Source organism: Stenotrophomonas sp. Steno-C18 (genome assembly GCF_056393195.1).
The window spans coordinates 90,422-114,858 of sequence record NZ_JBWJOX010000011.1 but is presented as its reverse complement, the minus strand read 5'-3'; the positions used below and the strand labels follow the sequence as shown (position 1 = coordinate 114,858).

Genomic DNA, 24,437 nt, shown 5'->3' with positions numbered 1-24,437 from the left:
GAGCAGGAAGCGATTCGTGGGGCCGACGCACCTGTCCACCGAAATGAACAGCTGGCCCAACGCGCAGTTTGACGATCTGTATGTCGTGCGCCATCGCGCGACCGGGGAGCCCATGGCCAATACGCGCGTGGAGATCACCCGCAGTGACGGTGGGCGCAGCGAGCTGGTCACCGATGCGCAGGGACGCCTGCCGCGGCAACGCGGGCAGGGCATCGATGAAGTGGTCATCAAGATCCTGGGGAAGGCGTGACGCATGGATGAGAAAGACGAAGTACTGCTGCCGACCGGCGACTGGGATGCCGACGGACGCCCGGTCGCGCGCGCACGCCTGACCGCGTTGAAGGACCAGCGTGAAAAAGTGGTCGAGGCCGACACCGATGCGGTGATCCCGGTGATCTTCGTGCCCGGCATCATGGGGACCAACCTGAAGTCCACGATCACCGGTGACCCGGTGTGGCGGCCGCCCAATACCGACGGCGTGGGCGCGATCCTGGGGGCGCTGGGGCAGATGGTCGTGTTCCTGTTCCGGGGCGCGGCTACCCGGCAACGCTTGTTGAACCCGTTGACGTCCGAGGTGGACGAGCGCGGTTCCCTGGACGCGGAGGGCACCATCCCCGAAGCGCTGGCGCGTGAACGCGGATGGGGCTCGCTGATGCGCTCGGCCTACAACCCGGTGATGGCCGAGATGCATCGCAAGCTCAACGACCTGATGTCCGCCGGCAAGCTGAAGCCGTGGTGGAGCGGCGATGGCGTACGCGCGCCGGCCGAGTACGGCGAGCAGAACGGGATGAGCGCGGCATTGACGCCGGAGCAGTGCAAGAAGGCCGCGCACTATCGCTTCGAAGTCTGGTCCGGTGGCTACAACTGGCTGCAGAGCAATCGCCTGTCTGCCCGCGACATGATTGCCCGCATCGACCAGGTGATCCTGCCGTACTACGCCAAGCGCGGCGTCCGTGCCAAGAAGGTGGTGCTGGTGACGCACTCGATGGGCGGGTTGGTATCGCGTGCGATTTCGCGGCTGGAGAACTACGGCAACCTGCTGGGGATCTCGCATGGCGTGATGCCGGCGACCGGCGCCGCCGCGACCTATCACCATTGCCGCGCGGGCTATACCGGCGTCTCCAGCATCATCCTGGGCCGCAATGCGGGGGAGGTGATCGCGATCCTGGCGCAGGCGCCAGGTGGCCTGGAACTGCTGCCGGCCGCCGACTACAACCAGGGCAAGCCATGGTTGCAGCTGGGCGACAACGGGGCGCGGATCCCGTTCAACGGTGACCCGTACAAGGAGATCTACCTCAACACGCAGTGGTACGGGCTGGTCCCGGAGGGCAATACCGAGCTGCTCGACCCTTCCGCGCCGACCGCGGAAGCGGCGTCGGCACGCGAGGAGGAGGATGGCCCGACGTTGTCGGCGCGCACCTCGTTCCAGATCAACATCGAAGGCGTGCAGTTCTTCCACAAGGACATCAGCCGCAAGTACCACGCGCCCAGTTACGTGCACTACGGCGACGATGCAAAGCAGCTGAGCTGGGGGGAGTTGCATTGGAGCGGGGGCAGCATGATGAGTGCCGACGGCATGGAGACGGTGTCGGACAACCGCAACGGGAAGGTCAAGCTCAAGGGTGCAGGCGGCCAGATCAAACTGGAGATCGCCGACCCGACGGACCCCGGTGACGGCACGGTGCCGGCCTGTTCAGGTGCCGCCCCGAAAATCGATGTGCTGGCGTGTTTCCGGCAAGGCAGTCTCGGTACCGGCGAGTACGCGAAAAAGGGAAAGAAGGGCTATGACCACCAAGGCAGCTACAACGACGAACGCACGCGATGGGCAACCCTGTACGCCGCGGTGCGATTGGCGCAGGGCGCGGACTGGGCCTGAGCGGGTGACGATGGCCTCGGGATGGCCGGCACTGCGCGCCCTGCTGGCGTTGACGGTATTGGCCCTTGGCGCCGCGGGTGTTGCCTGTGCGGCGCCGCTACAACGGGAAAGCGATATGAAGACATTATGCGTTGGACGATTCCTGCTGGATGTCCCGGCCGGTACCACGGTCAACCCTGGCTACGTGTATGCGAAGAAGAAGGTGGAGACCGCCACCGGCGTTTCGACCGAACGGTTCCGGCAGCAGGTTGCCGCGCGCGAGGCCGCGTTGGCGGCCGCGTCGCATCGGTTGGGCGGCAGCATGTCGGTGAGCCAGACCCGCATCGACGAGGATGCGGTGCTGCTGACCTCCTGGGTGAGCGACACCAGCAAGGCCGGCCATCGGCAGGAACTGTATGTGCTGGACCGTGCGCATGGCGTGCGCTACCTGGTCAGCGGCGAGACCGATGCGGCCAAACTGCCGGCCGCTATCGAGAACTATCGCGCCCTGCGCCCGCGTATCAGTTACCGCGATCCCGCCACCATCCCGACCGCCGCCGGGTTCTGCATCGACTCGGGCTTCATCGCGGGCAACCGCATCAACAGCGAGGAGATGACCATCGGCCTGCGTCCACGCGCTTATCCGGGCGCCCGGATGACGCTGATGTCGTACGTGACCGGGCGGCCGGACCGCCCGCTGTTGCAGCGTAGTAGCGACCTGCCACCCGAGTACGCCGCCGCCCAGGCGAAGATGCGCAATCTGCGCCGCGGTGAGCGCGACGTGGGGCCGATCCAGGGGCAGGAGATCCTTGCCCATGCCGAGGAGGGCGGCAAACGCATGTACGCGTTCCTGTGGGAATCGCAGGGGCGCGCGGAGTCGTTGCAGTTCCCGTTCCTCTCGCTGCAGTTGTTGACCGAGAAACAGGCTGCGCCGGCCGCCGCCTTTGACAACGATGCCGAGGCACTGGCGGCCTGGGACCAGGTGCTGGGCAGCCTGCGGTTGCGCCCGGGCGCGATCTGACGTGCCTGCCGCGACCGGGCTGCATCGCCGCCATCTGCCTTATCGATTGATGGCGGCGATCATGCCGGCGCTACAGGCTTCTCCCTTGCAATGGCGGCGGGTGTTCGTGGGGGAGCACGCCCCCTGATTTGTGATCTGCGTGGACAGTTCTCTTCACATTCCGTTTGCTAGATTTGCCTCGGGGAAACCAGCAAGATCACGGGATGTTCAAGTACGCGGTACGAGTGGATGCCAGCCAGGGAAAAGTGAAGGTGGCGCTGGTTGACTGGCCGGAAGTTTCCGTTGCCGCCCGCCGTGATCCGCTCATCGAGCTCAAGGGTGCGCTGTTGGCGGAGATCGCCCGCTGCGTGCGCTCCAAGCTGCCCATCCGCGTTCCCAAGGCCCGGCCTTCGCCTTCCTTCTTTGTGCGGCTCTCGCCGGGCGAGGCCCTCAAGGTGATGGTCATCAACGAGATGTTTGCCAGCGGGCGCGATTTCAGGGCGGCGGCCGCCAGCCTGGACCTGCCCGAACGCGTCATCAAGCAGGCATTGGACCTGGGCCAGCCCACGGATGTCGAACTGCTCAACCGCATCCTGGCCGTGGTGGGCAAGCGCCTGCTGGCCTATACCGTCGCCTGTTGAGGCATTGCCATCGCCGTTGCGTGTGATCGAAAGAGAACATGTGCGATGGTTTGCGATCATTCGTGAGTGAAGCCCGTTCCCCTGCGCTCCTAGACTCCGCCCCAATCGCTTGCGCGGCCGGCCTGCCGGCGTGCGAGCGGGTCACCATGGAGTCGAAAAGGATCAAGCGATGGCTGGAAACGTGAAGCTGGACAAGTTGAGCGAGTTGGAGGGTTTTGTGGGTGCTGCGCTGGTGGACAGCGGCAGCGGCATGGCCCTGGGCCTGCTCGGGGGCGGTTCGTTGAACATGGAGATCGCCGCTGCCGGCAACGCCGAAGTGGTGCGCGCCAAGCGTCGTGCCGCTGCTTCGCTGGGGCTGACCGACACCATTGACGATGTCCTGATCACCCTGGCCAAGCAGTACCACCTGCTGCGCCCGCTGGAGAGCAACCAGGACCTGTTCCTGTACGTGGTACTGGACCGCTCCCGCGCCAACCTGGCGCTGGCACGCCACGCACTGAAGTCGTTCGAACAGACGCTCGACTTCAAGTAAGCAAGGCGTGTCACCGACCGCTTTGGGCGGTCACCTGCAGCGCTCGTCCTGGGGACTGCTGCAGACCACGCCAGGCAGCGGCTTGCTGCCTGGCGACCGCCACGGCCCGGTTCCCCGGGCCGTTTTCGTCAGGGCAGGCGCCGGGACGGAGTGAGCCACCCGGGGGCCGTTTGCAGGATGCGTTCGCACTGCTCGATGGCCCCGACATGGCTTTGGACCCGGTGGAGCAGGGCATCAACCGATGCGGCCACCGCCCCCGCATCGGGCAACCCGTCGGCGGCCGACAGCACCCGGCCGGCCAGCAGGCCGACCCGCTGAAGGTGGAAGGACCGCTCGGCGTGTGACATGCCATAGGCATGGGCGATCAGCTCGGAGGCCGAGTCCTCAAGCGCTGCGCGCAGCTCTGCAAATCCCATCACAGCCCCCTGAATCTGCAACGGATGTCACGGTTTTGGCCAGTATGCGCCTGACGGCAGGCCGAGCGTCAAGGGGCTTTTGCGGCCAGTTGCCGGAGGCCTGGCGGACGTGGCGTCGATGGGTCACCGGCCAGGCCCGGGGCTGAAACGGCCCTTCCCCCATGGCGGTGAATGGCGGGTGTATCGTAATGACGGTTTGCCCAAGGGAAAGGGCATGCCGACATTGCGAGGGTGCATGAGAAAACGATCGGTAATGTTCAGCGCAGTGCTTCTGGCAATCACCGCAGGCATGCTCCCCCTGCTTGGCGTGTCGAAGCTGCTGCAGGCGCAGTCACTGAGGGCGCAGGAACAATACGTTGGCAATGCAGCTGCCTGGACCGCATCACGCGTGGAACGCACGCTGGATGATGCCAGGCAGGCCTTGTCGCGTGCGCAGCGTATCGACCGGACCGACTGTTCGCTCGCGCACCGCAAGATGATGGGGCAGGTGGCCGCGGACTCGCGCAGCATCGAGGACGTGGGCTTCTTCAGGAACTCGGAACTGGTCTGCTCGCGGCTGGGCAGCATCGATCCGCCGGTGCCGGCGCATCCGTCCGACCTTGATATCGGCGGTGGCAACTGGCTGTCCTATGCCGAGCGTCCGGTCCTGTTCAAGGGCAGCCCGCGCGTCGAGATCCGGCGCGGGGACTATGGCGTGCTCATCACGCCGGGGCGGCTCACCGACCTGGTCGCGGACAAGGGCACGGTGTACGGGGTGGCCAGCCGCCAGGGGCGCGTGCTGGAATCCTCCACGCAGGTTGACCCGCAGCTCGTGCAGGCGCTGCTGGTCGGAGGCCATTCGCCGCGCGCCGACCAGTTCGTCTTTGCCGCGCGCCCCGTTTCGGGCCTGGTCGCGTTCGCGCTTGTCGAGAAGGGGGCGCACGAAGCGTCGCTGCTGCTGGACTGGCGCTACACCGTGCTCATCGGTGGTGTCATCTCGGCCATGCTGCTGGGCCTGATCCTGTGCGTGTGGCGGCAGCAGCCCTCGCCGGAAAAAGCCCTGAAGCGGGCGATCAGGAACCGCGAACTGGTGGTGCATTACCAGCCGATCATGGATCTTACGACCGGCCGTTGCCGGGGGGCCGAGGCGCTCGTGCGCTGGCCGCAGCCGGATGGCCGGATTGCCTTGCCCGGCGAGTTCCTGCCCCTGGCCGAAGCCAAGGGCCTGACTTCGGCGCTGACGGAACTGGTGATCGAAACCGCGCTGGAGGAAATGGGGGCCTTCTTCCGTGCACATGGCGAGCTGCATGTCAGCCTCAACATTCCCGCCGATGACATGGAGACGGCGTGCTTCCTGCCCCGGCTTTCCCAGGCGGTGAGCCGGGCAGGCGTGGACCCATCGCAGGTCTGGCTGGAGATCACCGAGCACGGTTTCATGAATGCCTCCGCTGCCGCGGTGGCGATCCGGAAGGTGCGCGCCGCGGGCCACCGCGTGGTGATCGACGATTTCGGTACCGGCTATTCAAGCCTGTCGCTGCTTGAGGGGCTGTCGCTGGATGCGCTGAAGATCGACAAGTCCTTCGTCAAGGCCATCGACCAGGAGGCCGCCCAGAGCATCGTGGTCAACCACATCATCAGCATGGCGCACCAGTTGAATCTGGCGATGGTGGCCGAAGGGGTGGAGACCGAGGCGCAGGCGCGTTACCTCATGGAAGCCGGCGTCCAGTACGCGCAGGGCTGGTTGTATGCCAAGGCGTTGCCTGCCGATGCCTTCAAGGCCTTCGTCCAGGGCCGGCAGGGTGGAACGGTGGGTGGGTAACGCAGCGGCGGCGCAACGATGCGGTGATCAATCGCGGCAGGTGTGCCGGTTGCCGAGGTAATGGCGCGCGGTGCGCTCGCGGATGTTCTCGCACTGCTCCACGGCGTTGACCATGCTGTTGGCGCGGTGGATGGTGCCGTCCAGCGCACACAGGATCTTGACCTCATCGGCCCGTCCCTGCACCACCTGGGCAATCTGGCCGGCGATCAGGCAGAGCTCGCGCATCATGTGCTTGCGTTCGCCATCGCGCAGGGCGAAGGCGTAGACGACGATTTCCTGGGCCAGGCTGTCAAAACTGGCCTGTAGGTTTTCGTAACTCATAAAGCATCCAACGCCGTGGCTGCCTGTCAGAAGTTAGGAATGTTCCCGTCGGGACGGCCCTTACACAATGCGGGTTAGGCCCGACGCCCTGTAAGTTTATTCCTACAGATGCTGCAGTCTGGTTTCCGGCAGATGGCGTTGATGGGGCCAAGGACAGTGGCGCGCGTGAGGTGAATGGGTGGGAGGAGATCGCTTGCCGGCGACGTGCCTGTCAGGTTTTGCAATCCGTTATTGGCAGTTGAATGCCTTTGGTGTACATATGTACACCATGTCAGAATTGTCCTCACAACGTGCAGCGGTACTGGCCTTCCTGCGCGAGCGGGTGGGCCAGGGCGCGCCGCCCAGCCTGGCCGAGATCGCGGCCCATTGCGGGTTTGCCTCGCGCACTGCCGCGCAGAAGCATGTGCAGGCGCTGGCCGAGGCCGGGCTGATCGAGCTGCGCAGCGGGCAGAAGCGGGGCATCCGCATCCCCGGGGCCGAGCCGCAGGCCGTGCTGGACCTGCCGGTGCTGGGCCGGGTGGCGGCCGGCCAGCCGATCGGGCCGGACATCGGCCTGGAGCGGCAACTGCGGCTGGACCGTGGCCTGTTCGCGCGGCGCCCGGACTACCTGCTGCAGGTGCAGGGCGATTCGATGATCGACGACGGCATCCTGGACGGTGACCTAGTGGGCGTGCAGCGCAGCGGCGAGGCACGCAACGGCCAGATCGTGGTGGCGCGCCTGGACGATGAAATCACCATCAAGCGGCTGGAGCGGGGGGCCGATGGGATCCGCCTGTTGCCGCGCAACCCGGCACATGCGCCGATCGTGGTGGCGGCCGATGCCGACTTCGCCATCGAAGGCATCTACTGCGGCCTGATCAGGCAGGGTTGAACAATGGGCGAAGTACTGGCCCTGGATGAGCTGATGGCGGCACGCACGGTATGGCGGGCCAGCCGTGGCAGTGCGCTCAACCATGAGGGCGAGGCCACCGGCCACGCCCCGCTGGACGCGGTGTTGCCCACCAGTGGCTGGCCGCGCAAGGCACTGACGGAACTGCTGCTGCCAGCCGATGGCGTGGGCGAGATCGCGTTGCTGCTGCCGACGCTGGCGCGGATGACGCAGGCCGGCAACCGGGTGGTGCTGGTGGCGCCTCCATACATTCCCTATGCGCCGGCGTGGCAGTCCGGTGGCGTGGCGCTGGCCGGGCTGGAGGTGGTGGAAGCCGAGCCGCGCGATGCGCTGTGGGCGTTCGAGCAATGCCTGCGCAGCGGTGCCTGTGCGGCGGTGCTGGGGTGGCCGAAGACCGCCGATGCGCGGGCGATGCGACGCCTGCAGGTGGCGGCCGACAGCGGCGACTGCTGTGGTTTTGCATTGCGTGATCGACGCCATGCGGTGAATGCCTCGCCGGCCGCGCTGCGGCTGGAATACCTGCCGGCGCAGGATGCCTGGCAGGTGCGCAAATGCCGCGGCGGACAGGTGCCGTCGCAGCCCCTGCGACTGGTGCAGTGAGCGCACGCCATGCTCTGGGCCTGCATTCTGCTGCCGCAACTGGCGCTGGACGCTGTCCTGCGCCGCCTGCCGGATCCGGAACTGCCGTTGGCGCTGGTGGATGGCCCGGCGCAGCTGCGTCGCCTGTACGCAGTCAATGACAGCGCCGCCCAGCATGGGCTGGCGCCGGGCATGCGGCTGTCGGCGGCGCATGCGCTGCTGGCCCAGGTACGCACGCTGGACTTCGATCCCAAGGCCGAGGCGCATTGGCATCGCTTCCTGGCGGCGTGGGCATACCGGCACAGTTCGCTGGTGAGCCAGCAGTGGTCGCACGCGATCGTGCTGGAGGTGAAGGCCAGCTTCCAGTTGTTCGGGCCGTGGCCGCGCTTCGAGCGGCGCCTGCGCAAGGAGCTGGATACCTTGGGCTTCCGTCACCGCATCGCGTTGGCACCCACCCCGCGTGCGGCGCGGGTTTTGGTGGGCCTGCGCGATGGCATGGCGGTTACCCAGTTGCCCGCGTTGCAGGGCCTGCTGGACAAAGTGCCGGTGCGGCGTGCGGCCTTGCCCGGTGATGCCGGTGAGCGCCTGCATCGCATGGGCGTGCGTACCCTGGCCGCGTTGCGCGGCCTGCCCAGCGAAGGCGTGCGTCGCCGCTTCGGCGGCGAGGTGCTGGAGCACCTGCGCCGCTTGTATGGCGAAGCCGATGATCCGTTGAGCTGCTATGCCCCGCCGGACCATTTCGATTCACGCCTGGAGCTGGGCTATGAGGTGGAAACGCATACCGCCTTGCTGTTCCCGCTGCGGCGGTTGATCGGCGACCTGTGTACCTATCTGTCCATCCGCGACGGCGGCGTGCAGCGCTTCCTGTTGCGGCTGGAGCACGAGGAAGGCCATACCGACGTGGAGGTCGGCCTGCTGGCCGCCGAGCGTTCGCCGTCGATGCTGTTCGAGCTGTCGCGCAACCGCCTGGAGCGGGTGGAGATCCCGCGCCCGGTGGTGGGCATGCGCCTGTTGGCGCGCCAGCTGCCGCCGTTCATCCCGGCCGCGCGTGACCTGTTCGATACCCGCCCGCAGCAGGCGATGGATTGGCCGCACCTGCGCGAACGGTTGCGGGCGCGCCTGGGGGACGAGGCGGTGTATCGGCTGGCGGCCGGCGACGACCCGCGCCCGGAACGGGCGTGGAAAAAGGTCAGCGGTGATGCAGCGGTGGAGACGACCGCACCGCATCGCCCGCCACGCCCGACCTGGTTGCTGCCCGAGCCGGTGCCGCTGCGGGACGGGCGGGTGCGCATCCTGTCCGGGCCGGAGCGTCTGGAAAGTGGCTGGTGGGACGGTGACGATGCACGCCGCGATTACTACGTGGTCGAGACCGTGCAGGGGCAGCGCGCCTGGGTCTTCGCCGCGCCGGGCGAACAGCAGGGCTGGATGCTGCAGGGCTGGTTCGCATGAGCCGGGATGACCTGCCGCCGGGTGTGCAACCCGATACACCAGGCGCCCGCGCACCGCGCAACTGGCGCGTGGGGCAACGCCTGGCGGCCGCGGCCAACGACGATGTGGCACATCACGCGGCCGATGGCAGCCCGGCCTATGCCGAGCTGCATTGCCTGTCCGACTTCTCGTTCCTGCGCGGCGCCTCCAGTGCCGAAAAGCTGTTCGAGCGGGCGCGGGAATGTGGCTACAGCGCGCTGGCCATCACCGACGAGTGTTCGTTGGCCGGCATCGTGCGGGGCTGGGAAGCGGCAAAAGCGACCGGCGTTCGCCTGATCGTCGGCAGTGAGTTCACGCTGGCCGATGGCCTTAAGCTGGTGCTGCTGGTGGAGAACGGGGCCGGTTACCGGCAGCTGTGCAGCCTGATCACGGATGGACGGCGTGCGGCAGGCAAGGGGGAGTACCGGCTCGGGCGTGCCGACGTGGAGCGCGTGCTGCAGGACCAGCCGTCCGGCTTGTTCGCGCTGTGGTTGCCGGCCGTCGAGCCCGAAGCGGACGAGGGCAGGTGGTTGAAAGCGGTGTTCGGTGCGCGTGCCTTTCTGGCGGTGGAGCTGCACCGCGAATGGAATGACGCCGAGCGGTTGGCCGCGTTGCTGGCGTTGGCCCGCTCGACCGGGTTGGTGCCGCTGGCCAGTGGTGATGTGCATATGGCGCGCCGTCGCGACCGCATCGTGCAGGACACGCTCACCGCCATCCGTCACAACGTTGTATTGGCCGAGGCCGGCGCGCACCTGTTCCGCAATGGCGAGCGCCACCTGCGCGCCCGGCGCACCTTGGGCAACATCTATCCGGCGGCATTGCTGCAGGCCACGGTGGCGCTGGTCGAGCGTTGCCAGTTTGAACTCAAGCGCGACACGCACTACCAGTACCCGGCCGAGCTGGTGCCGGCCGGGCACACCCCGACCAGCTACCTGCGTGCGCTGACCGAACAAGGCATCGCCGAGCGCTGGAACGGGACCCGGCCGCTGCCGCCGAAGGTGCGCGATGACATCGAGAACGAGCTGGAACTGATCGCCGAGCTCAAGTACGAGCCGTTCTTCCTGACCGTGCACGACATCGTCCGCTTCGCACGCGACCGCAACATCTTGTGCCAGGGACGCGGTTCGTCGGCCAACTCGGCGGTCTGCTATGCGTTGGGCATCACCGCCGTGGACCCCAGCGAGAACCGCCTGTTGATCTCGCGCTTCCTGTCCAAGGCGCGCGACGAGCCGCCGGACATCGACGTGGACTTCGAGCACGAGCGACGCGAGGAGGTGCTGCAGTACGTCTACAGCAAATATGGACGTGCCCGCGCCGCGTTGGCGGCCACGGTCATCAGCTACCGCGGCAAGAGCGCGGTGCGTGACGTAGCGCGCGTGTTCGGCCTGCCGCCGGACCATATCAGCCTGCTCTCCAACTGCTATGGCTGGGGCAACGGCGAGACGCCGATGGAGCAGCGCATCACCGAGGCCGGCTTTGACCTGGAGAACCCACTGATCGCCAAGGTGCTGCACGTGACCGAAATGCTGCGCGACCACCCGCGGCATCTGTCGCAGCACGTGGGCGGCTTCGTGATCTCCGACAGTGCACTGTCCAGCGTGGTGCCGGTGGAGAACGCGGCCATGGCCGACCGCACCATCATCCAGTGGGACAAGGACGACCTGGAGAGCATGGCCCTGCTCAAGGTCGACTGCCTGGCGCTGGGCATGCTGACTTGCCTGCGCAAGACGCTGGACCTGGTGCGCGAACACCGGGGGCGCGACTTCGACCTAGCCAGCATTCCCTCCGAAGACCCGGCTACCTACGCGATGATCCAGCGCGCCGACACCATCGGCGTGTTCCAGATCGAATCGCGGGCGCAGATGGCGATGCTGCCGCGGCTGAAGCCCAAGACCTTCTACGACCTGGTGATCGAAGTGGCGATCGTGCGCCCGGGGCCGATCCAAGGCGACATGGTCCACCCCTACCTGCGCCGGCGGCAGGGCCTGGAGCCGGTGACGTATCCATCCGAAGGGGTGAAGGACATCCTCGGCAAGACGCTGGGCATCCCGCTGTTCCAGGAGCAGGTGATGGAACTGGTGATGCATGCCGGCTACTCCGCCGACGAAGCCGATGGGTTGCGACGTTCGATGGCGGCTTGGCGACGCGGAGGTGACATGGAGCCGCATCGCAAACGCATCCGTGAGCTGATGGAGGCCAAGGGTTACTCATCAGCGTTCATCGACCAGATCTTCGAGCAGATCAAGGGCTTTGGTTCCTACGGCTTCCCGCAGAGCCACGCTGCGTCGTTCGCCAAGCTGGTGTACGCCAGTTGCTGGCTCAAGCGGCACGAGCCGGCCGCGTTCGCCTGCGGGCTGCTGAATTCGCAGCCGATGGGGTTCTATTCGGCCAGCCAGATCGTGCAGGACGCCCGTCGTGGCAACGCCGCGCGCGAAGGCATTCAGGTGCTGCCGGTGGACGTGATGTGCAGCGACTGGGACAACCTGCTGCAGGGCGGACGAGCGTGGCGCAGCGATGCCGATCCGGGCGCCCAGCCGGCGTTGCGGCTGGGCCTGCGCCAGGTGGCCGGGTTCTCCGAGGCCGCCGCGCGGGCGCTGATGGAAGCACGGCGGCAACGGCCGTTCAGCAGCGTGGCTGATCTGTGCCAGCGTGCCGGGTTGGATGGAAAGGCGCGCGAGGCGCTGGCCGAGGCCGGTGCGCTGCAGTCGCTGGTGGGCAACCGCAATGCGGCGCGCTGGGCGGTGGCCGGCATCGAGCGCAGCCGGCCACTGCTGCCGGGCAGTCCGGAGGAGCGTCCGGTGGAACTGCATGCACCGGAAACCGGTGAGGAGATCCTGTCCGACTACAACAGCACCGGCCTGACCCTGCGCCAACACCCGATGGCGTTGTTGCGTGCGGAGATGACGCGGCGGCGCATCGCCGGGCTGGATGCGCTGCGCCAGCGCTCGCATGGCAGCGGCGTGCATGTGGCGGGGCTGGTGACGCAGCGGCAGCGCCCGGGCACGGCCAAGGGCACCATCTTCGTCACGCTGGAAGACGAGTGCGGGATGATCAATGTGATCGTCTGGCCGCACGTAGCGTTACGCCGGCGCCGCGCGTTGCTGGAGTCACGCCTGATGGCGGTGCGCGGGCGCTGGGAAAAGGTGGATGGCGTGGAACATCTGATTGCCGGTGACCTGTACGACCTGAGCGAACTGCTCGGGGAGCTGCAGGTGGAATCGCGGGACTTCCATTGAGCAGGCGCTGCCTTGGTCGCTCCTGTTGGGCTGGTTATTTGTGATGCGTGACTTTAAGGTGCGCGGGTCGCTGGAGAATTGAAGCAATGCAGGACGAGAACACCCCACAAGCCGATGCCCCGCGCAAGCGTGGCCGTCCCAAGATCTACAGCGAACCGCTGACCCAGGCCGAACGTGCCCGTCGTTATCGGGCCAAGCGTGCCAACGATTTCAGCCCGCCGGCGGAGATGCGTGATGCCACGTTGATCGATGCGGTGCGCTGGGGCATCAACCAGAAGCATGCGTCGCTGGACCTGTACCTGGAGGAGTTGGTGCGCCGCTTCCACAGCAAGGGTGCCGACGCCCTGAAATAGGTGCCGCCGCACCATGGGCGCGCCGGGTCAGTCCGGCGGAGATCCCTGCGATGCCTGCTGGATGCGCGCCAGGTTCACCTCGAACCAGTCGGCCAGGGCCGCCACATGCGTGGCCACTTCCTCGCCCAATCCGGTAAGGCTGTACTCCACCCGCGGCGGGACCACGGCATGGGCGGTCCTGCGCACGAAACCATCTGCTTCCAGGCGCTTGAGCGTCTGCACCAGCATCTTCTCGCTGATGCCATTGGTCATGCGGCGCAGCTCTGCGTAGCGCTGCGTGCCCTCGCGCAGGGCAATAAGGCACAGCACGCCCCACAGGCTGGTGACATGTGCGAAAGCTTCGCGTGATTGGCAATTGTCCTGGCCCGTGAACAGGTCACCGCGACGCACGCGGTCGGACAGTGTCGGTGCCGGATCGGGTTGAGGTTGCTGACTGCTCATTGCACTTACCGAACGGTGCGTACTTCCAACCGGGACAGGCACTCAATATTCTCCCGGGCCTTCCGATCGTCAAGTCATCCAACCGGATGCACGACGGCGCACTTCCTGGAGAACATGCAATGACCATCCTTGTCACCGGCAGTACCGGTCATACCGGGCGTGAAGTGGTACGGCTGCTGGCCGGGCGCGGCGCCGACGTGCGGGCGCTGACCCGCTCTCCCGCGGCAGCGGGGTTCCCGCCGGGCGTTGCCGCGGTGCAGGGGGAGCTGGCCGATGTGGCGGGCATGCGCGCCGCGCTGGCCGGCATCTCCACGCTGTTCCTGCTGGCGCCCAATGTCGGTGATGAGCTGCAGCAGACGCTGACGGTGCTGAACCTCGCACGGGAGGCCGGCGTGCGCGGCGTGGTCTACCTGTCGGTCTACCAGTGCGAGCTGCATCCGCAGGTGCCTCACTTCGCCTGCAAGGTGGCGGCGGAACGGATGATCGAGGCCACCGGCATGGCGGCGAGCATCCTGCGCCCGGCCTTCTTCATGCAGAACGACCTGTCGTTGAAGGATGCACTGGAGGCGGGGTGCTATCCGCATCCGGTCGGGCACCGCGGCATGGCATACGTGGACACCCGTGACATCGCCCAGGTCGCGGCCGATGAACTGCTGCGCCGCGAGCATGCAGCGGATGCACTGCCGTTGGTCCGTCATGACCTGGTCGGGCCGGACAACCTCACCGCCAGCGACCTCTGCGCTGGATGGGGCAGGGCACTGGGCCGCGACATCGCCTATGCGGGTGATGACCTGGTGGGCTTCGAGCGGGAGCTGGCAGGCCACGTGCCGGCCAGCTTTGCGCATGACCTGCGGATGATGTTCCAGGGGTTCCAGCAGCAGGGTTCGCCGGCCACCCCGCAGACCGTCGCCCGGATGACGGCGCTGTTGGGCAGGCCGCCGCGCAGCCATGCCGCTTTTGCCGCCGAGGTGGCGGCGTGCTGGCACCCGGTCAATTGAATCCGTCGCCGGCGGCGGGCAGCGACAGGGCAGGAAGGAGGCCTGGAAGCCGATGCTTCCGGGCATCCCCAGCCCACAGGCGGTGAACAGGGCTATGCCAGGGTGACGTGCACTGGCACCGACTTGTAGGAAGGTGTTCCACTCGTCGGGTCAATGTAGTTCAGCGGGATCAGGCAGTTCCCTTCAGGGTAGTAGGTCGCCACGGAGCCCCTGGAGATCCTGTAGCTGATGGCGATCACGTTCTCCAGGACCCGGTCCCCCTCGTTGTCCAGTGCCGTCCTCACCCGGACCTGGTCGCCCTGCTGGATGCCGCGGTCATGCATGTCTTCTTCGTTCATGAAGACCACGTCACGCCGGCCAAAGACACCACGGTAGCGATCATCCAGGCCGTAGATCGTGGTGTTGTACTGGTCGTGGCTACGCAGGGTGGCCAGCTTCAGGACCGCCTCGTCCGACGCCACGGGGTCCTCGGCCACGCCGGAGAACCGGAGAAACTCCGCCTTGCCGGAGGCCGTGGGCCAGATGCGCTCAGTGGGGGGCAGCGGTAGGCGGAAGCCGCCGGGAATCCGGATCCTGGCGTTGTAGTCCGAGAAATCCGGGAACACCGCTTCGATGGCGTCACGTATCAGGTCGTAATCGGCCACCAGGTCCATCCACTGCACACGGCTTGACGGCAAGGTTGCAGTGGCCATGCACGCAACAATCGCAGGCTCGGAGCGGAGCTCTTCGGAGGCCGGTTTCAGCTTTCCACGTGACGCATGCACCATCGACATGGAGTCTTCCACCGTGACGGCCTGGGGCCCCGTGTCCTGGATGTCCTGCTCGGTTCGACCCAGGCAGGGCAGGATGAAGGCATGCTTGCCCACCAGCAGGTGACTGCGGTTGAGCTTCGTGGCGATGTGGACGGACAGCTCCAGCTTGCGCATGCCCGCGAAGCAGGCCTCCGCGTCGGGCAGTGCCACCCCCAGATTGCCGCCGAGGCAAATGAGCACGCGCGAGCGGCCATCAATGATGGCCCGCATGGCGGCAACGGCATCATGACCATGCGCGCCGGGAGCACGGAACCCGAACCGTCGTTCGATCCGGTCGATCATCTCGGCGCTGGGTTTCTCGGTAATGCCGACGCTGCGATCACCCTGGACATTCGAGTGGCCGCGCAACGGGCAGATGCCCGCGCCGGGTTTTCCAATATTGCCCCGGAGGAGCAGAAGGTTGGCAATCTGCTGGACGTTGCCGGTGCCGGTGCTGTGCTGGGTGACGCCCATGCCATAGGTGACGATGGTCGCGTTGGACTTGGCGTAGGCTTGCGCGACCTTGCGCAGGTCCTCCTCGGACAAGCCGGATTCAGACACGATGCCCTGCCAGGAGGTCGCACGCAGATCCTCGGAAAAAGCATCGAAGCCATTGGTATGGCGTTGGATGAATTCACGGTCCAGGATGCCGGCCGCTTTCCCTTGTTCGGCCTCCATCTCGAGCAGCGCCTTCATGATGCCCTTCAGGGCGGCGGCGTCCCCGCCAATCCGTGGCTGCAGGTAGGACGAAGCAATTTCCGTCGCACCAAAGGTCGCCATCTCCAGCGCGTCCTGTGGATCGGCGAAACGCTCGAGCGCACGTTCGCGCAGGGGGTTGAGGACGATGATGGGGGCGCCGCGCCGTGCGACTTCGTGAAGCGTTCCCATCATGCGGGGATGATTGGTTCCGGGGTTGTGGCCGATCGCGATGATGAGCTCGCATGTGTCGAAGTCATCCAACGAGACGGTTCCCTTGCCAATCCCGATCGACTTCGGCAGGCCGACGCTCGTTGCCTCGTGGCACATGTTGGAGCAATCGGGGAAATTGTTCGTCCCGTACTCCCGGGCGAAGATCTGGTAGAGGAACGCGGCCTCGTTGGAGGCCCGACCGGAGGTATAGAACTCGACCATGTTGGGGTCGGGCTGCTCACGCAGGATCTGCCCGATGCGGTTGAACGCCTCGTCCCAGCCGATGGCTTCGTAGATGTCTTTCTCGGCGTTGTAGGCCATCGGGCTGGTCAGGCGGCCCTGGTCTTCCAGCTGGTAATCCGACCATTCCAGCAACGCCGAAACAGTGTTGGATGCGAAGAAGTCCGGCGTGACCCGTTTCCGGGTCGCTTCCCAGGTGACGGCCTTTGCGCCGTTCTCGCAGAACTGGAAGGTTGAGGTGTGCTTGCGGTCCGGCCACGCGCATCCCGGGCAATCGAATCCCTCGGGCTTGTTGGTCCGGTACAGCGTGGCTGCAGCCTCCGGGGCTGCCATCTGCTCACTGATCGCTTTGGCGGTTGCCCTGAGTGCTCCCCAGCCACCTGCCGGCGCATCGTACTTGCGGATGCCGGGGATGTCCTTCTCGGTCATGACGATGCCTCACTTGTCCAGGTACATCGAAGGAGGGTTGGCCGGGTGGAACGGCTGGTGGTGGCGCCTTCAGCTGGCATGATCCGCCCGGCGCAACTGCAGCGGCCACCGGATTGCGTTGCTGCCCAGACGCCTGCCGAGACCAGCGCCCGGGGCCATCAAAAAGGAACGACCCCATCCAGTGGCGTGCGGCCCCCTCGGCATGGCGGCAACATTGAACGCCGGATTGTTGATTCCATGTGAGTTTCCGCACGGGGGCATCCGGTCCTTTCCCCCCGGGGCTCGGCGCCCACAATGCCGACGTCAGGCCCGATGGCGCGTTCGCCAATGTTCAGCAAAGGGGAGTGTCCGTCTCGAAGCCGAGCAGTCTTTCGGGGTGTGCGTACACATTGAATCCGTCCTGACGGGCAAAGCCGACCAGGCAGATGCCTGCTGCCTTGGCCAGATCGATGGCAAGGGCTGTCGGCGCAGAAACGGCAGCGACAATGGCCATCCCTGCGTGCGCCGCCTTGCTCACCATTTCATAGCTGGCCCGGCTGGAGATCAGAACAAGGCCCGCCTCTGTCGAGAGGGACTGGCGGTGCATCGCGCCGGCGAGCTTGTCCAGCGCGTTGTGTCGTCCGACATCCTCGCGAACAAGGACGATTCGACCGTTGCGATCCACCCATGCCGCGGCATGGGTCGAGCCGGCCAGCGTGTTCAGGGGTTGCATCCTGCCAAGCGAAGCCAAGGCGAATCGCAGGGAGGCGACCGGGTATGTCGCGGGACTTTCCAGCGGCGGGGGCATGCGCATCACATCCTCCAGCTGTCGGGCCCCGCATAGCCCGCAGCCACTGCGCCCCGGCAATCCCCGTGCCGCGGCAGGCGGCAGCGAGGTGACCGGTGCAGTGTGCGATACCCGCATGCACAGCTCGATGCCCTCGATGCAGGGCCTGACTTCCACGCCGAGTAATTCCGAGGCGTGTTGAATCAGGCCTTCGCTCATCGAAAAGCCCAGCGCAAAGTCTTCCAGGTCCGCGGGCGTGGCCATCATGACCGAGAACGCAACGCCGTTGTAGCGCATTGCAACCGGGACTTCCTCGGCAATACGGTCAATCACCGTGCTTCGTTCGCCAGCACGCCAGCGGAGCGTCGGCCGACCCACGATTCCCGGGAGCAGGTCATCAGCAGGAGCGGGGTCGGATTCGGACATCGGGGCAGCGACCTGGCGGATTGGCTAAACGCTGTGGAGACTGGGCAGTGGCTCGTTGGCCGGAGGATAGCTCAGAAATCTGGCCGGTCCGTATGGTGGGGCTGGCAATTTCGGAGGCGGTGGGGCAGGCCGATGTCGCTGCGGGTGGACAGCCGATGGACAGGCATCTCTGTCGGCGGCGATCCCGAGCCGGGGCTCCATGGCATTGCCATATCCGGCGACTGTGCCAGCATCGGTGGCCAGGCCATGTTCACGCCGTTCTGCCTGGCGACGACGGAATCGTGGCTGCATGCCATTGAAGTTGACGCTGCCGGTGTTCAGGCGCAAGCTCGCCGCACATGCATTGGTTCCATCCAGCAGGAGGACTCATGACTGTCGCAAGCCCGCTGCCGGCGTCGGGCGGCCATCCATCCCCTTCGCCACTGGGCCGTGTGTTCTGGCTGTTGGGCGTGATTCCAAGCAACCTGCTGTGGGCAGTGGCCCTGTGGGCCCTGGCCCAGGGAATGACCCCGTTGATGCTGGGCATCTTTGGGGTGCTGCTGGTATACACCGGCTGGATCATCCCGACCGTTTGGCGTGCCGCCCCTTCCGCGCACAACCCCAACTATGGTGTGGCCGCACGCGGCCTGACCGTGGCCTGGGGGCTGAACACCGTGCTGGTGATCTTCTTCCTGACCCTGCAGCAGGTTGCTCAGTAGAACTGGACCGGGTTGCCGTCGCGGTCGAAGGCCGCGAACCGGCTGATCTGGCCGTCATTGATGGCATTGACCATCAGCTGTAACGGTTGACTGGCTTCATCACTGGAAGGAGGGATGCCTGCGCGCCCGTCCAGCGCGGCGACGAAGACCAGGTCCCATGCGATGCCGGTCGTATTGGATTCGGTTGCCAGGGCCGCGAAGGACGTCAGTTCATGCGGGGCCTTGTCCACGCACAGTACCGGGGACAGGGTTCCGCCTTCACCGTTGCCGTGCCGCAGGTGCTGGTCCGAGGTGGGTGATTCGGGCAAGTCCGCGCGCACGAAGACGAACAACAGACGCTGGGGTTGCTGCTGCTGGGCCGCCGCGTGCAGCAGGCCATCAAAGTCGTTGAGCATCATGGTTGTGCCAGGTGGCGTGGGGCAGTGCCGGCATGCTGCCACAGCGCAGGACAGTCCGGCAGGGCAGGGATTGATTTAAGTCATGTCACCGGCGGGTTGTCCCCCGTAGGCTGGCAGCCAGTTGATGCGATGAGGGCGCACCGGGTTGCCGGGTGAACAAGCGTGGAGTCACGAGGTGGAACAGCCATGAGCCAACTCACCGATGGCTTCGGTCGCAGTTTTCCCTATCTGCGCCTGTCGCTTACCGAGGCCTGCAACTTTCGTTGCAGCTATTGCCTGCCTGACGGGTACCAGGCTGATGGCCGGCCGCAGTTCCTGGCGGTGGAGGAGATCGGGCGGCTGGTCCGGGCGTTTGCCGCGCTGGGCATGTACAAGATCCGACTGACCGGTGGCGAACCCAGCCTGCGCAAGGACCTGGAGCAGGTGATCCAGACCGTCGCGCGCGTGCCGGGCATCGACAAGGTGGCCATCACCACCAATGGTTGCCTGCTGCCGCGCCGCCTGCCTGGCTGGCATCGCGCCGGCCTGACGGCCCTGAATGTCAGCATGGACAGCCTGCGCCGCGAGCGGTTCCATGCCATCACCGGTCATGACCGCCTCCCGGAGGTGCTGGAGGGCATCGCGTTGGCCCAGCAGCTGGGGCTGCAGTCGATCAAGCTCAACGCCGTGCTGTTGCGGGGACGCAACGACGACGAACTGCCGCAATGGATGGAATTCCTGCGTGAGCGGCCGGTGAGCGTGCGATTCATCGAACTGATGCGTACCGGCGACAACCGGGCGTACTTCGAACGCCGCCATCTGGATGCCGACGTGGTCATCGAACAGCTGCACGCGGCCGGCTGGCAGCAGCGTCCACGCGCGGCCGATGCCGGCCCGGCGCGCGAGTTCACCCATCCTGATTACCGCGGCAGCTTCGGCATCATCGCCCCGTACTCGCGCGACTTCTGCAAGGGTTGCAACCGCCTGCGGGTCACCGCGCGCGGTGACCTTCGCTTGTGCCTGTTTGGTGATTTCGGCATTGCGTTGCGGCCTTTGCTGCAGTCCGACGATGACCACGACGCACTGCTTGCACGCATTACCACCCAGCTCGGCCTGAAGGCCGCCGGGCATGGGTTGCACCAGGGCCTGACCGGGCTCACACCGCACCTGGCTTCCATTGGAGGATGAACAACACGATGAGTGGCGCGATGAATGCAGCCTTCCATATGGCCGATGTCCGCGACAAGCGCATCACCCGGCGCCGGGCCGTGGCGGTGGGAGAGTTGTTTGCCGGCCCGGTGGCGTACCCCTTGATCGTCGAACGCCGCTTGCCCAAGGGGGACGCGCTGATGATGGCGGAAATCGCCGGCCTGCAGGGCGCGAAGATGGCATCGGCGTTGATGCCGTTGTGCCATCCGCTGCCGCTTGAGCTGGTGCACGTGTACTGCGCGGCGGTGCCGGAGCGGCAGGCGATCCGCGTGTGGTGCGAATGCGCCAGCGAGGCCCGTACCGGTGTGGAGATGGAAGCGCTGGCGGGCGTGAATGCCGCGCTGCTCACCCTATATGACCTGAGCAAGCCGGTGGAGCCGGCGTTGGAGATCGGCAGCATCCGCCTCCTGTTCAAGGAGGGCGGGAAGCGCGGGTTGTGGTTGCATCCGCAGGGCATGGATGACGAGGAGCGTGAACGCTTCAAGCCGCGCTCGCCGCGCGGCTTGCAGGGGGCACGCTGCGCGGTGCTCACCTTGAGCGACCGCGCCAGCCAGGGCACGTACGCCGACCAGTCTGGCCCCTTGCTGGTCGAAGGGTTGAAGGCGATGGGCGGCATGGTCGACGCGGCGCAGGTGCTTGCTGATGGCATCGAGCCGCTTGCAGGCACCTTGCAGGCCCTGGCCGATTCGGGCGTGCGGGTTTGCCTGTGCACCGGCGGCACCGGATTGGGGCCGCGCGATCTCACACCGGAGGCCTTGCAGGCGGTGGGTGGGCGGCGCGTGGAAGGCCTGGCGGAAATGGTGCGCAGCCTGAGCGCGCAGCACACGCCGTTGGCCTGGCTCAGCCGGGCCGATGTGGTGCAGGTCGGCGGCATGCTGGTGTTCGCACTGCCCGGCAGCCCGCGTGCGGTCGGCCAGTGCCTGGAGATCATCCGCCCGGTGCTGGGGCATGCGCTGGCGATGATGGACGGCCTCGGCCACGGCCAGCATCGCGAGGCGGACGCATGATCAGTTACGCCGACGCCTTGCAGCACTTGATGGACGCCGCCTGGCCGATGCCGGTCGAACGTGTCGACGTGGCGCATGCCGAAGGACGGGTGCTGGCCGAGGCGGTGGGCAGCGTGCAGGATCTCCCCCCCTTCGACAACTCCGCCATGGACGGCTTTGCGTTGCGTGCCGATGGCGTGGAGATCGCCGCCGGCAGCAGCTTCACGGTTCAGGGATGGCAGGCCGCCGGTGATGCTGCGGTACAGGGAGGCAAGGGCGCCTGGGAGATCATGACCGGCGCGCACATGCCGGCCGGGTTGGACAGCGTGGTGCCGGTGGAGCAGGTGGAGGTGCTGGAAGCGCATCTGGACCGGCCGTTGCGCATCCGCTTGCGCGAGGCGGTCAGGCCGGGCCAGCACGTTCGCCTGAGAGGCCAGGACGTGGCACAGGGCGAGGTGGTGCTGCCGCAAGGCACGACGCTGGACGTCAATGCGGTCACCTTGCTGCATGCGCTTGGCATCACCACCGTGCAGGTCCACCGCCGCCCGCCGGTGGCGGTGATCACCACCGGCAAGGAACTGGTCAGTGATGGGGCACAGGCCCTGGAGCCAGGGCAGATCCGCGACAGCAATCGCCCTTATCTGGTCAGGCGCCTGCAGCAGGCCGGCGCGGATGTCGTGTGGCAGGGCGCGGTGGGGGACGAACCCGCTACGTTCCTGCAGGCCCTGGACCAGGCGACGGCCGCCGGTGCCCGCGTGCTGATCAGCACCGGCGCGGTGTCGCAGGGCAGGTATGACTTCATTCCCGATGCACTGCGTGGCCGTGGCGCGCGCATCGTCTTCCACAAGGTCGCCATACGGCCGGGCAAGCCGTTGCTGTTCGCGCGGCTTGCCGATGGCGCGTTGTACTTCGGCCTGCCAGGCAACCCGATTTCCGCTGCGGTGGGGCAGCGCTTCTTCGTGGAGCCGGTGCTGCGGCGCATGCTCGCGATGGTGGACGAGCAGGCGTTGCAGCTGCCCCTGCAGGCGGACCTGCGCAAGCCGCCGGGGTTGCGGGTGCATCTGCGCGCCCAGGTCGTGGCTGATGCCACGGGGAGCCTGTCGGTCAGGGTGCTTGCCGGGCAGGAATCCTTTCGTTTGAAAACCCAGCTCCACGCCAACGCCTGGGCGATCGTCGATGGCGCGGACGACGTTGTCCGCGCCGGGACGCGCGTGCAGGTGCGGGGCCTGGGGCACCGCGATCCGGTGCGGTTGTCGATGCAGGAGATGTCATGAAGCAGATACAGGTGCAGTTGTTCGGCGCGTTCTCGGAACTGGACCCGAGCCGCGAGATCGTCGTACAGACTGAAGGCGAGCGGGTGGGCGACCTGCGCCGGGCGCTGCGTGCGTTGCTGGCCCGGCAATGGCCGCAGTTCAAGGCCGGGTTGCTCGACTATTCGGCGTTCGCCGATGAGCGCCAGGTGCTGCGGGACGGCGATCGCCTGCCCGAGGACGGGCGCGTGGCGATCCTGCCGCCAGTGAGCGGAGGCTGACATGGGCGGTCAACACGCGTGGAAGGTGGTGGACCGCACGGTCGCGGCCATCGACCCGGCCGAGGCCATCGCCGCAGTATCCGACGCGGGTTTCGGGGGCATCGACGTGTTCATCGGCAAGGTGCGCGACCTCAACCAGGGGCGTGCAGTGCAGGGCATTACCTACGACCTGTTCGAGCCCTTGGTGATGCAGGAGATCGGGCGGTTGGTCGCCGAAGTGGAGGCGCAGTTCGGCCCTCGCGTCACGCTGTATGTCGCCCACGCCAAGGGGCGGCTGGCGGTGGGCGAGGTTGCGGTGGTGGTCGCGGCGGGAACGCCGCACCGGGATGCGGCGTTCCGCGCGTGCCGCCAACTGATCGAGTCGGTCAAGCACCGCCTGCCGATCTGGAAGCAGGAGCACTACGAAGATGGCGACAGCGCCTGGAGCGAAGGCTGCAGCCTGTGCCAGGACACAGCCGAAGCGGATGATCATGCACACGCCCACGGCCAGCCAACCCACTGCTGAAGCCGGGACGGTCGCCGGTATCGTGCTGGCCGGTGGCCTGTCCTCGCGGATGGGCCGCGACAAGGCCCTGCTGCCATGGCAGGGCGTGCCGTTGCTGGTGCACATGCAGGCGTTGCTGCAACAGGCCGGTGCAGATCCGGTCCGGGTCAGCGGGGACTATCCGGCGTGGAACGGCATCGTTGATTGCGTGCCGCGCTGCGGCCCGCTGGGTGGGCTGTACAGCGCGGTACGTACGCTGGCCGATGGACCCGTCTGGGTGGTGCCGGTGGACATGCCACGACTGGATGCCCGCCTGTTGATGCAATTGCGTGACGCGCCCCACAGCCGCTGTGCGCGGTTCGTCGGGCAACCGCTGCCAATGCGGTTGAACATTGATGCCGCTTGTCGCAATCTTCTGGCGTCCATGCTCCAGGACCCGGACGGGCCCCGTTCGCTGCAGGCGCTGCAGCGGGAACTGGGCGTATTGGAGCTGCCGCTCGACGCGACTGATGCGGCACACCTGGTCAACTGCAATACCCCCGCACAATGGGAGGACGTTGCATCATGAAGATCCAGCTGCAGCAGCAATCGGTCCGCCTGCGAATCGACGAGGCGGAGCTTGCGCATCTGCTCGACGGTGATGTGCTTCGCAGCGTTACGTCCTTCGGTCCTGCCGGCGGTTTCTCGCTGGCGCTGCAACTGCAGGACGACAGCCATCCCGCACTGATGGCGGAGGGCGAAGGGTATCTGCTGAAGCTGCCACGCGAAGGGGTCCTCGCACTGGCTGCGCGCCTGCCCAGCCGTGATGGCGTCGCGTGGGACGTGCCTGCCGGCATGCAGGTGCTGCACGTGGAGTTCGACGTGGATGTACGTGACAGCATTCGCCAGCGAGGCGTCGCGCGTCGCGCCTGAGCATCGCATCGGCACTGCGTTTGACATTTGTCAGAGATACCCAACGAAAGCGCATTCGATTGATCTAGATCAACCCCGCCATCCGGCGCGCTCGGCCTAATGACGCCACGACGACGGGGAACACGCAGACACAGCAGCTCGTCGTCATTCCAT

26 protein-coding genes and 1 pseudogene are annotated in these 24,437 nt (G+C 66.5%); 21 read left to right on the top strand and 6 right to left on the bottom strand.

Going from position 1 to position 24,437, the window contains the following annotated elements; all coding sequences use genetic code 11:
- From AC06FE_RS18250 to AC06FE_RS18230, 5 genes and pseudogenes are all read left to right on the top strand, one after another.
- Positions 1-250, top strand: a pseudogene (locus tag AC06FE_RS18250) (DUF2345 domain-containing protein); the annotation flags it as partial.
- 3 nt (positions 251-253) lie between these two features.
- Positions 254-1,876: an esterase/lipase family protein gene (locus AC06FE_RS18245; RefSeq protein WP_478073861.1), complete on the top strand. Its 1,623-nt coding sequence runs from the start codon at positions 254-256 to the stop codon at positions 1,874-1,876.
- Positions 1,877-1,991: 115 nt separating this feature from the next.
- Positions 1,992-2,876, top strand: a complete 885-nt coding sequence (locus tag AC06FE_RS18240; RefSeq protein WP_478073860.1) for a T6SS immunity protein Tli4 family protein — start codon at positions 1,992-1,994, stop codon at positions 2,874-2,876.
- Between the two features lie 224 nt (positions 2,877-3,100).
- The gene (locus tag AC06FE_RS18235; protein ID WP_478073859.1) at positions 3,101-3,496 is read left to right on the top strand and encodes a hypothetical protein; all 396 of its coding nucleotides are present in this window, start codon (positions 3,101-3,103) and stop codon (positions 3,494-3,496) included.
- Between the two features lie 169 nt (positions 3,497-3,665).
- Positions 3,666-4,028: a roadblock/LC7 domain-containing protein gene (locus AC06FE_RS18230; protein WP_132865973.1), complete on the top strand. Its 363-nt coding sequence runs from the start codon at positions 3,666-3,668 to the stop codon at positions 4,026-4,028.
- A 128-nt stretch (positions 4,029-4,156) separates the two neighbouring features.
- Here AC06FE_RS18230 and AC06FE_RS18225 read toward each other — a convergent pair whose 3' ends face one another.
- Complete coding sequence (locus AC06FE_RS18225) at positions 4,157-4,444, bottom strand: hypothetical protein (protein ID WP_478073858.1); 288 nt, start codon at positions 4,442-4,444, stop codon at positions 4,157-4,159.
- A gap of 289 nt (positions 4,445-4,733) precedes the next feature.
- Here AC06FE_RS18225 and AC06FE_RS18220 point away from each other — a divergent pair, with 289 nt between their 5' ends.
- Positions 4,734-6,242 carry an EAL domain-containing protein gene (locus AC06FE_RS18220; protein ID WP_478073857.1) on the top strand — a complete coding sequence of 503 codons (1,509 nt, stop codon included), beginning with the start codon at positions 4,734-4,736 and terminating at the stop codon, positions 6,240-6,242.
- Between the two features lie 27 nt (positions 6,243-6,269).
- Here AC06FE_RS18220 and AC06FE_RS18215 read toward each other — a convergent pair whose 3' ends face one another.
- A complete protein-coding gene (locus tag AC06FE_RS18215; RefSeq protein WP_132865976.1) occupies positions 6,270-6,563 on the bottom strand; it encodes a hypothetical protein in 294 nt (97 codons plus the stop codon).
- Positions 6,564-6,831: 268 nt separating this feature from the next.
- Between AC06FE_RS18215 and lexA the strand changes: the two genes are divergently transcribed.
- The 5 genes from lexA to AC06FE_RS18190 all read left to right on the top strand — a co-directional run bounded on the left by lexA (position 6,832) and on the right by AC06FE_RS18190 (position 13,087).
- A complete protein-coding gene (gene lexA, locus AC06FE_RS18210) occupies positions 6,832-7,434 on the top strand; it encodes a transcriptional repressor LexA (RefSeq protein WP_313256075.1) in 603 nt (200 codons plus the stop codon).
- Between the two features lie 3 nt (positions 7,435-7,437).
- Positions 7,438-8,052, top strand: coding sequence for a translesion DNA synthesis-associated protein ImuA (gene imuA / locus AC06FE_RS18205; protein WP_478073856.1), 615 nt, complete (start codon positions 7,438-7,440; stop codon positions 8,050-8,052).
- A gap of 9 nt (positions 8,053-8,061) precedes the next feature.
- Positions 8,062-9,480: a Y-family DNA polymerase gene (locus AC06FE_RS18200; protein WP_478073855.1), complete on the top strand. Its 1,419-nt coding sequence runs from the start codon at positions 8,062-8,064 to the stop codon at positions 9,478-9,480.
- Complete coding sequence (locus tag AC06FE_RS18195; RefSeq protein WP_478073854.1) at positions 9,477-12,734, top strand: error-prone DNA polymerase; 3,258 nt, start codon at positions 9,477-9,479, stop codon at positions 12,732-12,734. Before AC06FE_RS18200 ends, AC06FE_RS18195 begins: the two co-directional genes overlap by 4 nt.
- 86 nt (positions 12,735-12,820) lie before the next feature.
- On the top strand, positions 12,821-13,087 hold the full coding sequence (locus tag AC06FE_RS18190; RefSeq protein ID WP_132865979.1) for a hypothetical protein: 267 nt from the start codon (positions 12,821-12,823) through the stop codon (positions 13,085-13,087).
- A gap of 27 nt (positions 13,088-13,114) precedes the next feature.
- Here the strand turns inward: AC06FE_RS18190 and AC06FE_RS18185 are convergent, their stop codons facing one another.
- Entirely contained in the window at positions 13,115-13,528 is a 414-nt protein-coding gene (locus AC06FE_RS18185) for a winged helix-turn-helix transcriptional regulator (RefSeq protein ID WP_192285614.1), read from the bottom strand.
- A 119-nt stretch (positions 13,529-13,647) separates the two neighbouring features.
- On the opposite strand from AC06FE_RS18185, the gene AC06FE_RS18180 reads away from it, so the two are divergent.
- Positions 13,648-14,526, top strand: coding sequence for an SDR family oxidoreductase (locus AC06FE_RS18180; protein WP_478073853.1), 879 nt, complete (start codon positions 13,648-13,650; stop codon positions 14,524-14,526).
- A gap of 92 nt (positions 14,527-14,618) precedes the next feature.
- Here AC06FE_RS18180 and AC06FE_RS18175 read toward each other — a convergent pair whose 3' ends face one another.
- Together AC06FE_RS18175 and fdhD are read right to left on the bottom strand one after the other, a co-directional pair.
- On the bottom strand, positions 14,619-16,895 hold the full coding sequence (locus AC06FE_RS18175) for an FdhF/YdeP family oxidoreductase (RefSeq protein WP_478073852.1): 2,277 nt from the start codon (positions 16,893-16,895) through the stop codon (positions 14,619-14,621).
- Between the two features lie 331 nt (positions 16,896-17,226).
- Complete coding sequence (gene fdhD / locus AC06FE_RS18170) at positions 17,227-18,087, bottom strand: formate dehydrogenase accessory sulfurtransferase FdhD (protein WP_446541724.1); 861 nt, start codon at positions 18,085-18,087, stop codon at positions 17,227-17,229.
- Between the two features lie 132 nt (positions 18,088-18,219).
- Between fdhD and AC06FE_RS18165 the strand changes: the two genes are divergently transcribed.
- On the top strand, positions 18,220-18,459 hold the full coding sequence (locus AC06FE_RS18165; RefSeq protein ID WP_478073851.1) for a hypothetical protein: 240 nt from the start codon (positions 18,220-18,222) through the stop codon (positions 18,457-18,459).
- Positions 18,456-18,785: a hypothetical protein gene (locus AC06FE_RS18160; protein WP_478073850.1), complete on the top strand. Its 330-nt coding sequence runs from the start codon at positions 18,456-18,458 to the stop codon at positions 18,783-18,785. The genes AC06FE_RS18165 and AC06FE_RS18160 overlap by 4 nt, the downstream gene beginning before the upstream one ends.
- On the opposite strand, the gene AC06FE_RS18155 is transcribed toward AC06FE_RS18160, so the two are convergent.
- Complete coding sequence (locus AC06FE_RS18155; RefSeq protein WP_478073849.1) at positions 18,779-19,183, bottom strand: ribonucleotide reductase subunit alpha; 405 nt, start codon at positions 19,181-19,183, stop codon at positions 18,779-18,781. The genes AC06FE_RS18160 and AC06FE_RS18155 overlap by 7 nt on opposite strands.
- A 186-nt stretch (positions 19,184-19,369) precedes the next feature.
- Here AC06FE_RS18155 and moaA point away from each other — a divergent pair, with 186 nt between their 5' ends.
- The 7 genes from moaA to AC06FE_RS18120 are packed head-to-tail and all read left to right on the top strand — an operon-like array spanning position 19,370 to position 24,284.
- A complete protein-coding gene (gene moaA / locus AC06FE_RS18150) occupies positions 19,370-20,350 on the top strand; it encodes a GTP 3',8-cyclase MoaA (RefSeq protein ID WP_478073848.1) in 981 nt (326 codons plus the stop codon).
- 8 nt (positions 20,351-20,358) lie between these two features.
- Positions 20,359-21,378, top strand: coding sequence for a bifunctional molybdenum cofactor biosynthesis protein MoaC/MoaB (moaCB, locus tag AC06FE_RS18145; protein WP_478073866.1), 1,020 nt, complete (start codon positions 20,359-20,361; stop codon positions 21,376-21,378).
- Positions 21,375-22,631, top strand: a complete 1,257-nt coding sequence (locus tag AC06FE_RS18140; RefSeq protein ID WP_478073847.1) for a molybdopterin molybdotransferase MoeA — start codon at positions 21,375-21,377, stop codon at positions 22,629-22,631. Before moaCB ends, AC06FE_RS18140 begins: the two co-directional genes overlap by 4 nt.
- The gene (locus AC06FE_RS18135; RefSeq protein ID WP_192285632.1) at positions 22,628-22,888 is read left to right on the top strand and encodes a MoaD/ThiS family protein; all 261 of its coding nucleotides are present in this window, start codon (positions 22,628-22,630) and stop codon (positions 22,886-22,888) included. The genes AC06FE_RS18140 and AC06FE_RS18135 overlap by 4 nt, the downstream gene beginning before the upstream one ends.
- A gap of 1 nt (position 22,889) precedes the next feature.
- Positions 22,890-23,393: a molybdenum cofactor biosynthesis protein MoaE gene (locus AC06FE_RS18130; RefSeq protein ID WP_478073846.1), complete on the top strand. Its 504-nt coding sequence runs from the start codon at positions 22,890-22,892 to the stop codon at positions 23,391-23,393.
- Positions 23,359-23,940 carry a molybdenum cofactor guanylyltransferase gene (gene mobA / locus AC06FE_RS18125; protein WP_478073845.1) on the top strand — a complete coding sequence of 194 codons (582 nt, stop codon included), beginning with the start codon at positions 23,359-23,361 and terminating at the stop codon, positions 23,938-23,940. Before AC06FE_RS18130 ends, mobA begins: the two co-directional genes overlap by 35 nt.
- A complete protein-coding gene (locus tag AC06FE_RS18120) occupies positions 23,937-24,284 on the top strand; it encodes a DUF7009 family protein (RefSeq protein WP_478073844.1) in 348 nt (115 codons plus the stop codon). The genes mobA and AC06FE_RS18120 overlap by 4 nt, the downstream gene beginning before the upstream one ends.
- Positions 24,285-24,437 lie beyond the last annotated feature (153 nt).

What these genes read in the sequence shown, in the direction of transcription:
- AC06FE_RS18245 (WP_478073861.1), top strand. Translation starts at nt 254, where the DNA reads ATGGATGAGAAAGACGAAGTACTGCTGCCGACCGGCGACTGGGATGCC.
- AC06FE_RS18240 (WP_478073860.1), top strand. Translation starts at nt 1,992, where the DNA reads ATGAAGACATTATGCGTTGGACGATTCCTGCTGGATGTCCCGGCCGGT.
- AC06FE_RS18230 (WP_132865973.1), top strand. Translation starts at nt 3,666, where the DNA reads ATGGCTGGAAACGTGAAGCTGGACAAGTTGAGCGAGTTGGAGGGTTTT.
- AC06FE_RS18225 (WP_478073858.1), bottom strand. Translation starts at nt 4,444, where the DNA reads ATGGGATTTGCAGAGCTGCGCGCAGCGCTTGAGGACTCGGCCTCCGAG.
- AC06FE_RS18220 (WP_478073857.1), top strand. Translation starts at nt 4,734, where the DNA reads ATGCTCCCCCTGCTTGGCGTGTCGAAGCTGCTGCAGGCGCAGTCACTG.
- AC06FE_RS18215 (WP_132865976.1), bottom strand. Translation starts at nt 6,563, where the DNA reads ATGAGTTACGAAAACCTACAGGCCAGTTTTGACAGCCTGGCCCAGGAA.
- lexA (WP_313256075.1), top strand. Translation starts at nt 6,832, where the DNA reads ATGTCAGAATTGTCCTCACAACGTGCAGCGGTACTGGCCTTCCTGCGC.
- imuA (WP_478073856.1), top strand. Translation starts at nt 7,438, where the DNA reads ATGGGCGAAGTACTGGCCCTGGATGAGCTGATGGCGGCACGCACGGTA.
- AC06FE_RS18200 (WP_478073855.1), top strand. Translation starts at nt 8,062, where the DNA reads ATGCTCTGGGCCTGCATTCTGCTGCCGCAACTGGCGCTGGACGCTGTC.
- AC06FE_RS18195 (WP_478073854.1), top strand. Translation starts at nt 9,477, where the DNA reads ATGAGCCGGGATGACCTGCCGCCGGGTGTGCAACCCGATACACCAGGC.
- AC06FE_RS18190 (WP_132865979.1), top strand. Translation starts at nt 12,821, where the DNA reads ATGCAGGACGAGAACACCCCACAAGCCGATGCCCCGCGCAAGCGTGGC.
- AC06FE_RS18185 (WP_192285614.1), bottom strand. Translation starts at nt 13,528, where the DNA reads ATGAGCAGTCAGCAACCTCAACCCGATCCGGCACCGACACTGTCCGAC.
- AC06FE_RS18180 (WP_478073853.1), top strand. Translation starts at nt 13,648, where the DNA reads ATGACCATCCTTGTCACCGGCAGTACCGGTCATACCGGGCGTGAAGTG.
- AC06FE_RS18175 (WP_478073852.1), bottom strand. Translation starts at nt 16,895, where the DNA reads ATGACCGAGAAGGACATCCCCGGCATCCGCAAGTACGATGCGCCGGCA.
- fdhD (WP_446541724.1), bottom strand. Translation starts at nt 18,087, where the DNA reads ATGTCCGAATCCGACCCCGCTCCTGCTGATGACCTGCTCCCGGGAATC.
- AC06FE_RS18165 (WP_478073851.1), top strand. Translation starts at nt 18,220, where the DNA reads ATGTCGCTGCGGGTGGACAGCCGATGGACAGGCATCTCTGTCGGCGGC.
- AC06FE_RS18160 (WP_478073850.1), top strand. Translation starts at nt 18,456, where the DNA reads ATGACTGTCGCAAGCCCGCTGCCGGCGTCGGGCGGCCATCCATCCCCT.
- AC06FE_RS18155 (WP_478073849.1), bottom strand. Translation starts at nt 19,183, where the DNA reads ATGATGCTCAACGACTTTGATGGCCTGCTGCACGCGGCGGCCCAGCAG.
- moaA (WP_478073848.1), top strand. Translation starts at nt 19,370, where the DNA reads ATGAGCCAACTCACCGATGGCTTCGGTCGCAGTTTTCCCTATCTGCGC.
- moaCB (WP_478073866.1), top strand. Translation starts at nt 20,359, where the DNA reads ATGAGTGGCGCGATGAATGCAGCCTTCCATATGGCCGATGTCCGCGAC.
- AC06FE_RS18140 (WP_478073847.1), top strand. Translation starts at nt 21,375, where the DNA reads ATGATCAGTTACGCCGACGCCTTGCAGCACTTGATGGACGCCGCCTGG.
- AC06FE_RS18135 (WP_192285632.1), top strand. Translation starts at nt 22,628, where the DNA reads ATGAAGCAGATACAGGTGCAGTTGTTCGGCGCGTTCTCGGAACTGGAC.
- AC06FE_RS18130 (WP_478073846.1), top strand. Translation starts at nt 22,890, where the DNA reads ATGGGCGGTCAACACGCGTGGAAGGTGGTGGACCGCACGGTCGCGGCC.
- mobA (WP_478073845.1), top strand. Translation starts at nt 23,359, where the DNA reads ATGCACACGCCCACGGCCAGCCAACCCACTGCTGAAGCCGGGACGGTC.
- AC06FE_RS18120 (WP_478073844.1), top strand. Translation starts at nt 23,937, where the DNA reads ATGAAGATCCAGCTGCAGCAGCAATCGGTCCGCCTGCGAATCGACGAG.